The sequence below is a fragment of the Laceyella tengchongensis genome, from assembly GCF_900182735.1.
GTDB lineage: Bacteria > Bacillota > Bacilli > Thermoactinomycetales > Thermoactinomycetaceae > Laceyella > Laceyella tengchongensis.
Genome location: NZ_FXTU01000004.1, coordinates 288,785 through 303,538, shown reverse-complemented (window position 1 = coordinate 303,538; position 14,754 = coordinate 288,785). Strand labels below are relative to the sequence as shown.

The following is a 14,754-nucleotide window of genomic DNA, read 5'->3' as shown; positions in this document are numbered from 1 at the left end:
CCCCGAAGCTTATCGGAGTTCGTCCCGTCCTTCATCGGCTCCTAGCGCCAAGGCATCCACCGTGTGCCCTTAGTAGCTTAACCTACTAGGTTTATTCGGCATATCGCTATGCCGCTCGGTATCTCCTCGGTGATTTGCAACATCGACGATCAAAGAAGGATTTTCCTTCTTAACCTCGTTGCTTTATTCCATATCTAATTTTCAAGGTGCGGATCTTTGTGATCACCGCATCGCGGCGACAAGAAACAATTTATCACATACATAAAAAATCTGCAAGCTTTTTTTATAAATTTTTTTCAGGGTACAAAGTTATGGGACTTCCGCAAGCTCACCCCGTCGCAAAGCATCGCCCAATCTGCGCATGATAAAAGCCACAACCTTTGAAACAGAAAAGGCTGTGGCCCGCCCACCTGACTGAACCTCGCTTAGAGGTTATTCACCACACTATTGGCTCCGCCACTTTCGATGAGTCTACCTCTTCCACCTCTTCGCCTTCTTCTACACACCAAAATGACGGATTCCCCTCGGTTCAACCGAATTGTTTGGGTGGACCCGCTTCCGCGTCCGCAAGTGACATTGGCGGAGCTGTTTCCACATTGGATCCTCACTGTGTCCCCGCGCCGCAATCCAACGATTCTTGGACGGAACCTCAACCGACCGCATCTCACAAACGCGATTTCGCCACGGCGCAAACGAACGTCAAATTCCTCTCTCCGGTTTGGACGCAAAAGAATATGCCTCACTTGGGAGTGAGTCAGCTCAGAAGTTCTGATCATTTCCATTTGGCCTCCTTTTATATGCTCTACCTTACTCTATAAAAGGAAGCAGGAATTTGACTCCGCCATACGGCTATTTAAATGGAAAAAACGTAAAAATGGGTCACGGCGACTCATTTCCAAGCATTTGGGACACAGTCAGGCAACTAAACGCCGCCAACTCCAAGTCAGGGCCGCCTCTCTCCCTGCAAATAGCGCTTGTCTTTCATAAACAGCCTCCAGAAAATGATGAATCCGGGCAACAAAATGGCCAGCCCCATCGCAAACACTTTTAGCAACGAATAAAAAGTGTTGATTTGGGTGAATGCCTCGTTAACAGTCAAATACGGATAAATGATATAGGGCAAATGTGCCGCTCCATAAGCGAAAGTGGCAATAGCATATTGGATGGCAACGGCGATGACCGCCACTCTCGGCCGGCCCACCTTTCCCCCCGGCGTCTTCCACCATAGCGCCAAGTACCCGATCAAAAATGCGAGAATCGACCACACATACCATACCTTAAATTCTTGCAGGCGCTTCAGCAGCCAAAATGCTTCCGGCTCCAATGTGTACAGCGTGAAGACAGCCACCAACAACGTGATCGGCCCGAACACAATCGCATGCTTGCGGTACGCGGCATAAGCTTCCTCATCTCCCGATTCTCTCGAGTAGTCGGCCAAAAAGAGCGCCGCCAGGAACAATTCCGAAGTCAAACCGAACAGGATATACAGATATACAGACGGGCTGGTTACCAATTTGTCAAACAAAAGCAGTTCCCGCCCATCTGCCCTTTGGACAAAACCGCCTTGCGTGACAGGCAACGCACTGATTAACAAGGCGGGGATGAACAGCGCGGTGATCCCAGACACCGCTTGGAGCAGCCGTTGATATCCTTCTACATAATAAGCGAAGACCATAAAGGAACTGCGGATGGTGATCAATAGCAATATGACACTGACCGGAACAATCAAAACGTTGCCTAGCATGTAGGCCGCGCGAGGAAAAAAGCCAACGCCCATGACCACCAACAAAACTAAGATGGTGTTGGTCACTTCCCATGTCGGCGACAGGAATCGATTGGCGATTTTACCCGCTTGCGTTTGTTGGTTTCCGTATACCATCGCCCAAAAACTGGCGCCAAAGTCAATGGAGCCTGCCATGCTGTAGATATAAAGTACAACCCAGACAGCAAGAATGGCGACAGAGGGTTCAATGGGTTGAACCATGAGCATTCACTCCTAACTCCCGGTTAAGCCGGTGTAGATCTTGTGCCAAGGGATGGCGACGGAAATAGCGAGTCATTACCACTGCTACGATCGTGGCCAAGAAGAGATAGACCAAGGTGAAAAGAACAAACAACACACCCAAATTTTCCGCTTTGGTAGCTGCTTCGGCCGTGGTTTGAATGCCGTAAATGGTCCATGGCTGTCGGCCACTGCAACTGAAAATCCAACCGAATTCGATCGCGAGCATGGACAGTGGACCAGCCGCGACTAAACACCTGAGCAACCACTCCGGCCAATTCCTTGTACCGCGTTTCCGACGCCAATAAACATACAATCCCAGCGCGGCCAACACTAGCAACAACATGCCTAATCCCACCATCACATTGAACAGGGTGTGCGTGTAAGCCGGCGGCCATGTCTCACGTGGAAAATCATTTAATCCCTTCACTTCCGTATCAAAACGATCGCCCGCCAGCACGCTCAGCATGTAAGGAATCTCCACTCCATAACGAATTTCTTTCTTTTGATAATCGACATACCCACCCACAGCCAACGGCGCATAGCGCTGGGTTTCAAACAAACCCTCAGCTGCGGCCAGCTTTTCCGGGCTATAACGGTGCAAATTTTGTGCTGAACCGTGTCCGGACATAGCCGTAAGAAAAGAGAAAATGAAGGCGACGACAAGTGACAAGAGCAACGCCTTGTGATGAACGCTCTGCTCCTCTTCCCGCCTGTCTTTCAACAAACGATACGCGGCGACCGACACCACGACAAATGCCCCGGTCATCAGGGCGCTGACCACGACATGATAGGCGCTACCGAAAAAGCTGGGGTTGAAAAATGCTTTCCACGGATTGACATCCGTAATCGTGCCGTCCGCTCGCATGGTAAAACCGGCGGGCGTGTTCATCCACGTATTGGCTGAAGTGATCAACACGGCAGAAGCAGTGGCTCCCAATGCGACTAGGAACACGGAGACCACTCGAAACGCCGGGGGCAAGCGATCAGCTGCGTACACATAGATGGATAAAGCCAATGCCTCTAGGAAAAAGGCGAAAATCTCCACCTGAAACGGTACCGAGATGACCTGGCCCACGATCTTCATAAATCCGGGCCACAACAAGCTAAGCTGCACAGCTACGATGGTTCCGCTGGGGATAGCCACGCCTAACAAAATGGCGACCGATTTGGTCCAGCGTTTAGCCATGACACTGTAATGAATATCTTTTTTCCACCAATAAAGAAATTCGCTAAGAAACACCATCGCCGAAATCCCGATTCCCAATGTGGCGAAAATGATGTGAAATGCGAGGGATGTCCCAAAAAAAGCGCGCGCCAGCGTAACTGTATCCATTGGCATAACCGCCCTTCCTGCCAAATAATGTAACCTTATTCTTGGCAGTCCGCTCGTTTTTATGCAAAAGCGGACGGCAATTCATGTCCTTTCTGATGGAGTTGACTGGCGCGCCTTGGAAGTCACCTTGCAATCACCTCGCCCGCGTAGAAACTAGACGGAGAAATGCGACCGCATTGTCTCAATGCCCGGATCGATGACATGGTTCGTACAATACGCGAGGAGTGTAGAAGTAGGCATTCCCTTTGCTCCTTCGTTGCCCACGCGATTGCACAACGCATCATGCATGCAAAAAACACCGCCTTCGCAGATAAGGCGATGTCCACACGATAACAAATTCGATTGTCATATCAGCTCTTGCAACAACCGTCCGGGGTCTTTCGTAAACGTTTCAAGAGTCTGGGTGAACCGGATGGCATCGGCCCCATCGACCACACGATGGTCAAAGCTCAAGGATATGTTCATCCGCCAGCCCACGGTCAATTGCCCCTCTTTCACAAACGGCTTTTGTTCAATCGGATGAAGCGCCAAAATCGCCACTTCTGGGGGATTAATAATGGGAGTGGCCCAAGTCCCTCCTAGCGCCCCTGCATTGCTGATCGTGAAAGTGCTCCCTTTCATCTGCTCCGGCAACAGCTTCCCTGCCCGTGCTGCTTGAGTCAATTCATCAAGCTCCCGCGCCAATTGCTCCATCGTTTTCCGTTCGACCTGTCGCAATACGGGAACCAGCAACCCTTTGGGCGTGTCGGCCGCAATACCCAAATGAACGGTATGGTGCTGCCGAACCATTTGCGTCTCTTCTATGAAGTGGGCGTTAAATTGAGGATGGCGCTTTAGAGTGTGCGCGACCAACTTGCTGATGATGGCTAGATAGGAAAGACGAGGTGAGCACTCTTCTCGCTCTGCCATGCGGCGCTGGCGCCACTCCACCAAGCCATCCACCGCCAATTCGGCGAAGTGCGTCGCATGCGGCTTGCGAGTCACAGAAAACAGCAAGCGCTCCGCGATCACCTTTCGCACCGGAGACAAGCCGGATTCGCTCCACTCGCCGGTTTCCGCTGGGGTCGGCATGATGGATGGTGGCACCATCAACGAACTCTCCGCCTGTGCGACCTTCACGCTTGGTTGTTCGCCATGCATAGCAGCATGGTTGCGCACATCCGCGGCAGTAATCCTCCCATGGGCTCCCGTCCCTTTGACTTCAGTCAGATCAACACCCAGCTCACGGGCAAGCCGGCGTGTCGAAGGAGCAGCCAACACGCGCTTTTTCTTTTGCGGTACGGGTGGCGATGCGTTGGCGTGGGAATCATTCGGTTGGTGCGGAACTTCCTTCGGTTCCTGTTCTCGCCCCGCTTCCGTCCCGATCACATACAGCACCTCCCCGACAGGGACGACATCGCCTTCTTTCCATTTTAATTCCGCCATTTTGCCGCCTGCGGGTGCCGGCAATTCTACCACAGCTTTGTCAGTCTGAACTTCTATGACAGGTTGGTTTTCTTCCACTTCGTCTCCTTGTTTGACCAGCCAGCGGACCACCTCGGCTTCAGCCACACCTTCACCGATGTCCGGCAAGCGAAAGGCTAACGACATCCAAGCTCCCTCCTTCTATTCAAACGCCAACACTTGTTCAATCGCTTGGGAAACACGTTTCACATCAGGGCGGAATGCATCTTCCAACGCATACATCGGCACCGGAACATCATAGCCTGTCACCCGCGCAACAGGAGCTTCCAGATAGAGAAAGGCCTGTTCATTGATTAAAGCGGTCAATTCCGCTCCCAGACCCGCCGTTTTCGGTGCCTCGTGCACGATCACTACCCGGCCCGTCTTTTTGACCGATTCAATGATGGTTTCTTCATCTAGCGGATACAAAGAACGTAGATCAATCACGTCACAGGAGACACCTTGTCTCTCCCACTGTAGAGCCGCTTCGGAAGCGACTGGCACCATCGCACCCCAGGCGATCACGGTGAGCTCATCACCTTCGCGCACTTTGCGTGCTTTGCCCAGCGGCACTTCAACCCACCCCTCGGGCACTTCTTCCCGCACCGACCGATACAGCCTCATCGGTTCCAAATAAATGACCGGATCTGGATCGTTGATCGCCGCCAGCAACAATCCTTTGGCATCTCTCGGAGTGGCAGGAGTCACCACTTTCAATCCCGGAATATGAACAAAGAGGCTCTCTGTAGAATCGCAATGTAATTCCGGAGCACGAATCCCACCGCCATACGGAGCGCGAATTACCAGCGAAGCCGGATGGTTTCCTTGCGTGCGGGTACGAAGCCGGGCGGCATGGGTGATGATTTGTTCAATCCCCGGATAGATAAAACTCAGAAACTGGATTTCAGCCACTGGCTTTAGCCCGTTGATGGCCATGCCGATCGATGTACCGACAATGCCTGCTTCAGCCAGCGGTGTATCGATAACGCGATCATCGCCAAAAGTTTCCCATAGCCCTTCTGTTGCTCGGAACACTCCGCCGTTGCGACCCACATCTTCGCCAAGCACAATCACCCGTGGATCATGCTCCAAGGCCACCCGCAATGCATCGTTGATCGCCTGCACCAATGTTAATTGCTTCATCCCACTTGCCCACCGCCTTGCTCGCATTGTTGCCGTTGCCGTCGTTCGTTGGGACCCATCTGGGCGTAAACATGCTCAAACAAATGGGTTGCTGGGGGCGGAGTGGCTGATTCCGCCTCACGAATGCCCAAGTCGATGCGCTCTTTGCATTCCGCCTCCCAGGCCAACTCGTCCGCATCGGACAACAACCCTTCCGCCTTGAGCAACCGCACATAACGCTGGAGCGGATCTTTTTGCTCAACCCATTCTTTCACTTCGGCTTCAGGCCGATATCGTTTGGCATCATCCGCCGTGGTATGGGAGCCTTTGCGGTATGTGACCGCTTCGATGAGCGTCGGCCCACCCCCCGTTTTCGCTTTCGACACGGCTTGCCGCATCGCGTCATATACGGCCAAAACATCATTGCCATCCACACGGACGCCTTCAAATGCATAGGCTGCCGTTTTTTCTGCTACGGTTTCGGTCGCTGATTGCCTAGAGAAAGGTACGCTGATGGCATACCCATTGTTTTGGCAAAACAAGATGACTGGCACTTGAAACACACCCGCAAAATTGCACCCCTCATGAAAATCCCCTTCAGAGGTCGCCCCATCGCCGAAGTAAGCCACAGCCACACTTTCTTCCCCTTTGAGCTTGGCGGCCCAAGCTGCACCAACCGCCTGCGGAATCTGGGTCGCAATCGGAACATACGGCGGCATCAAACGGACTCCTTCCGGCGCTTCACATCCCTCCACCCGCCCCATCCAGTACAGGAAGATTTGGGACAAAGGCATACCGGCGACCATTGCCACCCCATGCTCACGATAACTGGGGAAAATCCAATCGGCTTGGGTAAGGGCCAAGGCGCTACCCACTTGGGCCGCCTCCTGCCCTTCCAACGGGGCGTAGGTTCCGATCCGGCCTTGTCGTTGCAACAGGACGGCGCGGCGGTCAAACAGCCGCACCAGTGTCATCCAACGGTAAAATTGAAGCTTGCTTTCATCAGGGAGCGCCTGCCAGCAGGAGCGGCCCTGCTCGGTCAAATGCCCTTCCGGCATCAGATACTGCACCATCTCTTTATTTAATTGACCGATCACCCGCGTCCCACCTTTCTGTTTTGATTGCGGTCATAACCGAGAATCATTCTGCGCAAATCCGCAATGTTTTCCATCCGCTCCACGACGATGCGATCGGCGGCACGACATGTTGGAATATTCTCTCTTTTGGAACGTTCGCATATTTCAAGCACCATGTCGTAAATTGCTTTGGTTTTGGCCAAGACGCGCTCCGCCTGGTAGCCTTCCAACTCATCAGCCACTTGGATCAGGCCTCCTGCGTTCACCAAATAATCAGGGGCGTACAAAATACCCCTCGCATGCAGAAGATCGCCATGTCGATCCGCCTCCAGCTGGTTGTTGGCGGAACCAACTATAGCTCTACACTGCAATTCATCAAGGGTGCGGTCATTGATGATCCCACCTCGGGCGCAAGGCGCAAATATATCACAGTCCATCTGATGGATGACATCAACCTGACTGATCTCAACCTCTTCTGGCGCCCGCTGTTTCCACTCCGCGCAACGCTCTTCGCATAAATCGGCAATAACCACCGACGCGCCTTCCTCCAACAACATCTCCACCAACTTGCTCCCAACTTTGCCGATCCCCTGCACAGCCACTTTCTTCCCTGCCAGCGACGGCGTTCCCCACAGATGCGCCGCAATGGCCCGCATGCCCTGCAACACGCCCAACGCAGTCGGTATCGAAGTGTCTCCGCTTCCCCCATGGGACTGGGGCAGGCCGACAAAAGATGCTGATTCTCTGGCAGCATGAATAAAATCTTCTGGTTCGGTACCCATATCGGTTCCCGTGAAAAACCGGCCGTTTAACCCCCCGACAAACCGGCCGACCGCTCGGAACATCTCCGGAGACTTATCTTCTGCGGGATCACCAATGATCACCATTTTACCCCCTCCAAAGTCCACATCAGCCAAGCCGCATTTATAAGTCATTCCTTTAGACAGACGCAGGACATCCTCCAACGCCTCATCTGTTGTTTCATAAGGAATCATCCGACATCCACCAATGGCCGGCCCCAATGTCGTGTTGTGAATGGCAACAATCGCTTTCAATCCCGTGCGCGCATGCCGGCAAAATACCACCTGCTCATGGCCGTGTTCCTCCATCAGAGCGAAAATATCACGCATCTGGGCGATTTCCGCCCGTTTCTCTTTTAGCTCGAGGTGATCCATTTTCAGACTCCCCATGATCAACCATCTCCACTTTATTATTCAAAGTCATGCATGTTGATTAACCAGGAAACGAAGGCGGTTTCCCATGCGAAAATGACCGGGAGTGCTTTATTCAAGCGGCATTGCTGAATGCCGGGAGAAAGCGGGCCATGATTCTTCTATCCCTGGTTGCCCGCTTTCTCCGTCCAGCAAGCGATACGACTCCCAGACAAAGGCTTAGAAATGCAAACGCAAAACTCGCCTCCGTCAGTATGTTGAATATGGGTAATCAACACGCCCCTTTAAAAGTTTTTTGTTGATCCATCATATGACACTGTGCTGGCAAAGGGTTTATTTTCCCTTGAATTGTGGCTTTCTTTTTTCCGCAAATGCCTGCACACCCTCAAGGAAATCGTGTGTGCGCCCGGCCAATTCTTGCACCTCGGCCTCAAACTCCAGCGCCTCGCTAAGGCTAGACTCCATCCCACGGATTATCGCCCGTTTTGTCAAACCGATTGCCACAGTGGGACCTTCAGCCAATTGCCGAGCAAACGCGAACGCCTCATCAAACAATTTGCCCTCTTCCACCATCCGCTCGGCCAAGCCGATGGCGAGCGCTTCTTCCGCTTCCACGTCACGGCCACTCATCGCCAGTTCCAATGCCTTGCCCAAGCCTACCAAACGCGGCAGAAAATAGCTTGAACCACTGTCAACCGCCAAGCCAATGCGCACAAACGCTTCAACAAATCGGGTTGATGGAGTGATAAAACGAATATCGCAAGCCAAAGCCAAACTACAGCCGGCTCCCGCCGCCACGCCGTTCACTGCCGCAATCACTGGCTTGTCCAGTCCCGACAGCGTTTCAATCAAAGGGTTGTACCGCTCACGCACACTGTCCCCCAAGGCGAAATGGTCTCCCTTTTTCTGCATGGCGGACCGATCCCCTAGATCCTGTCCTGAACAAAACGCTTTGCCGGCCCCCGTGATCAGAACGGAACGGATGTCGTCATCTTGGGCTACTTGTTGTAGCACTTCCACCAATTCCCGGCTTAATTGCTGGTTGATCGCATTGTACACCTTCGGCCGGTTGAGGGTGATCACCCCTACGCCGTCTTGTTTATTCAGTAACACCGTCGCTTCACTCATGATTTGGTTCCTCCCTTATTTACCCTTGAATTGCGGCTTGCGCTTCTCCATGAAAGCTTGCATCCCTTCCTGCTGGTCTTCCGAAGAAAACAGCAAGTAAAACGCGTGCTGCTCAAATTGCAATCCTTGTTCTACGGTCAATTCTTGCGCTCGGTTGACCGCCTGCTTGGCCAATCGGACGGCGATGGGAGGCTTTTGGGCAATCTCCCCGGCCAAGGCCAACGCTTCCTCCTCCACCTGCCCATCCGGCACAACGCGGTTGACCAAGCCCCAAGCCAGCGCCTCGTCCGCCGTCAACATCCGGCCGGTGAGAATCATCTCCATGGCCTTCGCTTTGCCAATTGCCTTGGTTAACCGCTGAGTACCGCCCGCTCCCGGCATTACGCCGATGTTGATTTCCGGTTGGCCGAACTTAGCCGACTCTCCTGCGATGATCATGTCACAGCACATGGCGAGTTCATTCCCACCGCCCAAGGCATATCCCTTCACTGCGGCGATGATCGGCTTGGCGACCCGGCGAATACGCTCCCAATCGGCAAAATAAGGCCGGTTGACAAAGTCGACCGCATCCATGCCGGCCAACTCCTGAATGTCGGCGCCAGCGGCAAACGCTTTGTCTCCTCCGGTCAAGACAATTGCGCGCACCCCGTCTTTCCGATCCAACTCTTCCAACAGATCGGCCAGCCGTTTCACCAATGCTTGGTTCAAAGCGTTTAACACATGCGGCCTGTGCAAACGGAGCAATGCGACTTGGTCTTTGGTTTCAACCATTATGCGCGCTTCACTCATTTTGTCCCTCCTCCATCTTTCATTCATCCCAATCCGATGTTTACCCAGCTCAGATATGTTGGAAGCGATTACAAATAAACTATTTTAAAAAAACTCTCTTTTCTGATGATACGATTTTATTTTACCAAACAAGCGATTGTTTGTCAGTTTGTTACACAACAGCTGTCCAGCATCACAGCACAAAAGCCTAGCGCTTCTAATTACCATAAAAAAAGGCACCCCTTTCAAGGGTGCCTTGCCAGTTATCTTTGCTCTCCGGATGCCAACACATATTTGGCGGTTTCTTCAACGCATTCTTCGCAAATGATTTTTTCTCGGAAATAAAAGAGTTTATCGGCGTTTCCGCATAAGACGCATGTGGGGTTATATTTTTTTAAGACAATACTATTATTGTCAACATATATTTCCACCCCGTCATGGGGATTGATGTTCATCATATCCCTAAGTTCTTTGGGCAAAACGATGCGTCCTAGGTGGTCTACTTTCCGAACGATCCCGATTCCCTTCATAGGTTGGCCCCTCTCTTTTCTGTTGAAGCTGGTGGGAGGTGTCAGCTTGCAACTGAAAATGCGAGCCTTGCCGTGGACTAGGCTGGTATCGGACGGTGTAATGTACTATGGCGTCTTTTGCGTCGATCCAGTGTTCGTGTCGGTGCTTTGTGATGTTTCCGTATTGGTATTGTTATCCGTTGGCGGTTGATTTGTCCCGCCTGTGTCACCCGTACCCGAATGATCTTGCTCAGGCTGCTCGTTATTCGGCTCAGGTTGCGGTTCTTGTGTTGGTTCATCCTGATTGTTCGGCGTTGTGGCCGGTGGCTTCGGCTCATCTGTCGTGCGCGGTTCCTGTTTAGGTTCGGTTGCCTTCGGATGCTCTTTCTCTATGATGTCCACAAGCTCCGGCAACACCTCTGGTTTATTCAACATCTCAGAAACAGGCGGCACTTCCAACGCCAGCTCTGTCAATGGCGTTTCTTCCATCTCTTCAGCTTCCAATTGTTTGCCTTCTTTTTTAGCTATCAGCCAAGCGGTGTACTTCACAGGAGACAAGCCAAATTGGCTTGCTTTGCTTTTCACTTTTTTGGGAACGACTAACGAACGCACTTCCAATTGCAAATTTTCCTGCTTGCTTTTGTTGTCCAGGATCGTTTTGAGATGATCCAGCGTTTCTTCACTATTTTTCTCTTCTTTATAACCGGACAACACCACTTGGTCTTTTTGTTGCACATAGCCGTGTTGCTTGGCTTTTCCCAAGAAGTCGATGACGAATTGGTTAAGGCTCTCTTTTTTCCATTCTTCCCCATCCAATAATTGTTTAGCTGCCTTGTTCAGCGGATGGAGTTCCACTATATTGCGCTCTTCATCTATGCCGATTTCCACACTCGGATTCACATCAACATAAATGTATGTTTGAGCATCGACCCGATCCGGAGCCATCTGCGGCAAAATGAAAAACATCCCCAGTACGGCGGCGGCTGCAACGGAGACAAATGCCGGGACAAGCCTCCGGCGATTGCGCTTCGTCGCTTGGAAAGTGATTTCCTCCCCAACCACTAAGGAAGGATTGGTTCTTGGTACTTTGATAAAATCGCCTTCTGGGGTGAGCACAATCCAATGCCGTGATTGCACTTCCATTATAATTCCTCTGTGCATAGGTCCGCCCCCCCTTTCTCCCCGTCACAATCCAATATAACTTCGCAACAAACCAAGATCCTCCACTCGAACAATCGTCAACGCGATCAAATAATCGCGGTGCCTGCTTAGCGTTCGGCGATGCATGCCTAAAGCTTTAGCCAATTCTTTGTCAGGTCTTTTTTGTGTATAAAATTTATGTAGCAAGCTTTGATCCGCTACAAGCTGTCTGGCTATCTGGAAGAGATTTTCACGCGTGTCACGATGCTTGGGCTTTTTCTTGGCCAAATCATTCAAGCTGATGTCGAATTTGGCTAGAGCTTTGATGAAAATTTCAATTTCCATCCTGCGCATGCGATCCAACTCTTCATTGTTATGCCTTTCAAAGGATACGGATACAAGTTCTTGATTTTGGTTTTCATCAGCCCGTGTGCCAGTCCCGCCCATCGGCAACACTCGATGATGCTTGCCCTCTTGACGGAAATAATCGACTAGGCGGCGCTGGATTACTTTGTAAGCGAAGGATAAAAATGAAGCGTTAAAATCAGGTTTAAATTTCTCCAACGCTTCATCCAACGCCCGATAAGCAATCATATACTCATCATCTTGCTGCGTTATCACTCTCCGGCATACCCGGGAAGCGATTCGACGAACGTGAGGTTCCAATTCACGCAACAAATCGTCTCTCTGTTCAGGAGAGTGAGCAGTTTGCACCTGTAACACACGTGCTTCTAAATCTGTAGTTCCCCGGAACATGCAATACCGACACCTCTCCCTATCTATTTATTCGCATCGTCTCCCTTTTTTTGTGTCTCTCTTCGCGGAAGCAAAATCATTTTACCATGTTTGCCCACATATTTGACTAATTAAAAGTAAGATTTTTTAAAAACATAAAATAATCAACCCGTTTATTTTCGGGCATGATAAAAGAAATTGGTTCCCTTTAATAGGAAACCAACGATTTTTACAAATTATTTAAAAATGAGTCGAAAAAGCACCCCAGTGTCCAAACATTCTGCCCCTATAGATCGATCTTCAGTCTATGTGATTATCTCCCATTTTTCGTATGATTTCAACAGCTGTATGATTCTCCAAAGACGATAAATCCCCAGTCTCCCGCCCCAGATAGGCGCTTCGGATGACGCGGCGCAAGATCTTACCGTTTCGTGTCTTCGGCAACTCGTCGACGAAAAGAACGCGTTTCGGCTTCAATGCTTTCCCCATCTTCTCGCCAACAAAGTGAATCAACTCCCGTTCCATCTCCTCTCCCGTGTCCGGCTCCGCTTTCAACACGACAAAACACACCGCGCATTCGCCTTTGACCGAATCTGGAACACCGATGGTGGCCGCTTCTAAAACAGCTGGATGATCCACCAGTACCGACTCCATTTCCGCAGGTCCCATTCGTTTGCCGGCGATGTTGAGGGTGTCGTCTGAACGCCCCGTGATAAACCACTGCCCTTCTTCATCAATGGCCACCCAATCCCCATGCACCCATGTTTGGGGCCAACGCCGCCAATACGCCTCTTCATAACGGTCGTCATCCTGCCAAAAGCCGCTGGTCATGCCGACCCAAGGCTGGCGCAACACCAACTCGCCCACTTCGCCGCGCACCGGTTTTCCCTGTTCATCCCACACATCGGCATCCATCCCTGGCAATGGGCCAGCAAAACCGCACGGTGCAATCGGCTTGAAAAAGTGATTGCCCAAGATCCCCCCTGACACCTCTGTTCCGCCTGAGTAGTTGAAAATGGGGATTTGCTTTCGTCCCACTTGTTCAAACAGCCACATCCACGGCTCTGGATTCCATGGTTCGCCCGTGGAGCCAAACACCCGGAGCGAGCTCAAGTCGTTTCCTTTCAGCCACGATTCCCCTTCTTTCATCAAAGAACGGATCAAGGTCGGGGAGATGCCCAAGTGCGTCACCCCATGCCGCTCGACTAATTGCCACAACCGATTTGGCTGGGGATAGTTAGGAGTGCCTTCGTACAACAGCATGGTGCTACCCATCAGCAATGAGCCAAACACCATCCACGGCCCCATCATCCAACCCATATCCGTCACCCAGAACAGCACATCTCCAGGCCCCACATCAAAAGCGTACCCCGCATCAAATGCGGCCTTGAGCGGGAAACCGCTGTGGGTGTGAACCGTCCCTTTCGGCTTGCCCGTGGTGCCAGAAGTAAAGATGATCATTAACGGCTCACTGGCATCGGTATCGACGGGTGGAAGCGGTTCCATCTTTTTCATCAACTCATCCCAACTTACATCCCGGGAGTCATGCCAAGGACACGCTCTCCCCAGCCTCCGCACCACAATCACCTTTTCAATCGATGGAGATAATTGCGCAGCCCGGTCAGCTTCTTCTTTCATCGCCACTGTCTTTCCGCGGCGCTTGTAACCGTCCGCCGTAATGAGCCACTTCGCTTCACAGCCTTGAATTCGAGTCGCCACCGCTTCCGCGCCGTAACCGGAAAAACACGGGGTGAAAATCGCGCCGAGCCGGGCAATCGCCAGCATCGCCACCACATTCTCCACGATCATGGGCAGATACAACGCGACCCGGTCACCCCGTCGGACGCCCAATTCACGTAACCCGCGAGCGCAACGGTTCACCTCACGCAACAATTCGCGGTACGTCAGTTTCTCCGTCGAGCCGTCGTCGCCTTCCCAGATCAGGGCAAGCTGGTGGCGTCTAGCTGGATCTTCCGCAAACCGATCTAGCGCGTTGGCAGAGATATTCAACCTCCCCCCGACAAACCAGCGCGGCCAAGCGATGCCTCGCTCCAAATCGACTGCTTTTGTGTAAGGTACCGTCCAAGCAAGCGACATGTCTTTGGCTACTTCATCCCAAAACCAACCAATATCCTTAATTGACGCTTGGTAAAATGCATCATAATCTTCATACCCCAACTTCTGCATCAGACGATATAGCCTTGTCTGCTCGATCATCTCCCGCCTGGGAAACCAAACCGGTTTATACATGGTACCACTCCATTTCCCGCATGAAATATCAGGGCTCGTTGTACATTCATTTTAACTTTCCAATTGAAAAATC

Annotated in this window: 12 protein-coding genes and 1 rRNA gene; all 13 read right to left on the bottom strand. The window is 51.7% G+C overall.

Translation table 11 applies throughout. The features are described from left to right. Window positions 1-83: ribosomal RNA gene (locus tag QQZ12_RS10910) — 23S ribosomal RNA — on the bottom strand; the annotation flags it as partial. A gap of 860 nt (window positions 84-943) precedes the next feature. Then, the gene (locus tag QQZ12_RS10905; RefSeq protein ID WP_284724427.1) at window positions 944-1,984 is read right to left on the bottom strand and encodes a cytochrome d ubiquinol oxidase subunit II; all 1,041 of its coding nucleotides are present in this window, start codon (window positions 1,982-1,984) and stop codon (window positions 944-946) included. Then, on the bottom strand, window positions 1,968-3,338 hold the full coding sequence (locus tag QQZ12_RS10900; RefSeq protein ID WP_102993899.1) for a cytochrome ubiquinol oxidase subunit I: 1,371 nt from the start codon (window positions 3,336-3,338) through the stop codon (window positions 1,968-1,970). The genes QQZ12_RS10905 and QQZ12_RS10900 overlap by 17 nt, the downstream gene beginning before the upstream one ends. 345 nt (window positions 3,339-3,683) lie before the next feature. Further along, the gene (locus QQZ12_RS10895; RefSeq protein ID WP_284724426.1) at window positions 3,684-4,928 is read right to left on the bottom strand and encodes a dihydrolipoamide acetyltransferase family protein; all 1,245 of its coding nucleotides are present in this window, start codon (window positions 4,926-4,928) and stop codon (window positions 3,684-3,686) included. A gap of 15 nt (window positions 4,929-4,943) precedes the next feature. Continuing rightward, on the bottom strand, window positions 4,944-5,924 hold the full coding sequence (locus tag QQZ12_RS10890) for an alpha-ketoacid dehydrogenase subunit beta (RefSeq protein WP_284724425.1): 981 nt from the start codon (window positions 5,922-5,924) through the stop codon (window positions 4,944-4,946). Further along, on the bottom strand, window positions 5,921-7,000 hold the full coding sequence (pdhA, locus tag QQZ12_RS10885; protein ID WP_223247971.1) for a pyruvate dehydrogenase (acetyl-transferring) E1 component subunit alpha: 1,080 nt from the start codon (window positions 6,998-7,000) through the stop codon (window positions 5,921-5,923). The genes QQZ12_RS10890 and pdhA overlap by 4 nt, the downstream gene beginning before the upstream one ends. Beyond that, on the bottom strand, window positions 6,997-8,169 hold the full coding sequence (locus QQZ12_RS10880; protein ID WP_284724424.1) for a Leu/Phe/Val dehydrogenase: 1,173 nt from the start codon (window positions 8,167-8,169) through the stop codon (window positions 6,997-6,999). The genes pdhA and QQZ12_RS10880 overlap by 4 nt, the downstream gene beginning before the upstream one ends. A 315-nt stretch (window positions 8,170-8,484) precedes the next feature. After that, on the bottom strand, window positions 8,485-9,279 hold the full coding sequence (locus QQZ12_RS10875; RefSeq protein WP_102993236.1) for an enoyl-CoA hydratase-related protein: 795 nt from the start codon (window positions 9,277-9,279) through the stop codon (window positions 8,485-8,487). A 15-nt stretch (window positions 9,280-9,294) separates the two neighbouring features. Beyond that, complete coding sequence (locus QQZ12_RS10870) at window positions 9,295-10,068, bottom strand: enoyl-CoA hydratase-related protein (RefSeq protein ID WP_284724423.1); 774 nt, start codon at window positions 10,066-10,068, stop codon at window positions 9,295-9,297. 242 nt (window positions 10,069-10,310) lie between these two features. Beyond that, on the bottom strand, window positions 10,311-10,577 hold the full coding sequence (locus QQZ12_RS10865; protein WP_022736964.1) for an AbrB/MazE/SpoVT family DNA-binding domain-containing protein: 267 nt from the start codon (window positions 10,575-10,577) through the stop codon (window positions 10,311-10,313). Between the two features lie 105 nt (window positions 10,578-10,682). Then, the gene (locus QQZ12_RS10860; RefSeq protein WP_102993238.1) at window positions 10,683-11,717 is read right to left on the bottom strand and encodes an anti-sigma factor domain-containing protein; all 1,035 of its coding nucleotides are present in this window, start codon (window positions 11,715-11,717) and stop codon (window positions 10,683-10,685) included. A 24-nt stretch (window positions 11,718-11,741) separates the two neighbouring features. Further along, window positions 11,742-12,452 carry a sigma-70 family RNA polymerase sigma factor gene (locus tag QQZ12_RS10855; RefSeq protein WP_102993239.1) on the bottom strand — a complete coding sequence of 237 codons (711 nt, stop codon included), beginning with the start codon at window positions 12,450-12,452 and terminating at the stop codon, window positions 11,742-11,744. 279 nt (window positions 12,453-12,731) lie between these two features. Further along, on the bottom strand, window positions 12,732-14,681 hold the full coding sequence (locus QQZ12_RS10850) for an AMP-binding protein (RefSeq protein ID WP_284724422.1): 1,950 nt from the start codon (window positions 14,679-14,681) through the stop codon (window positions 12,732-12,734). Between the last annotated feature and the right edge of the window lie 73 nt (window positions 14,682-14,754).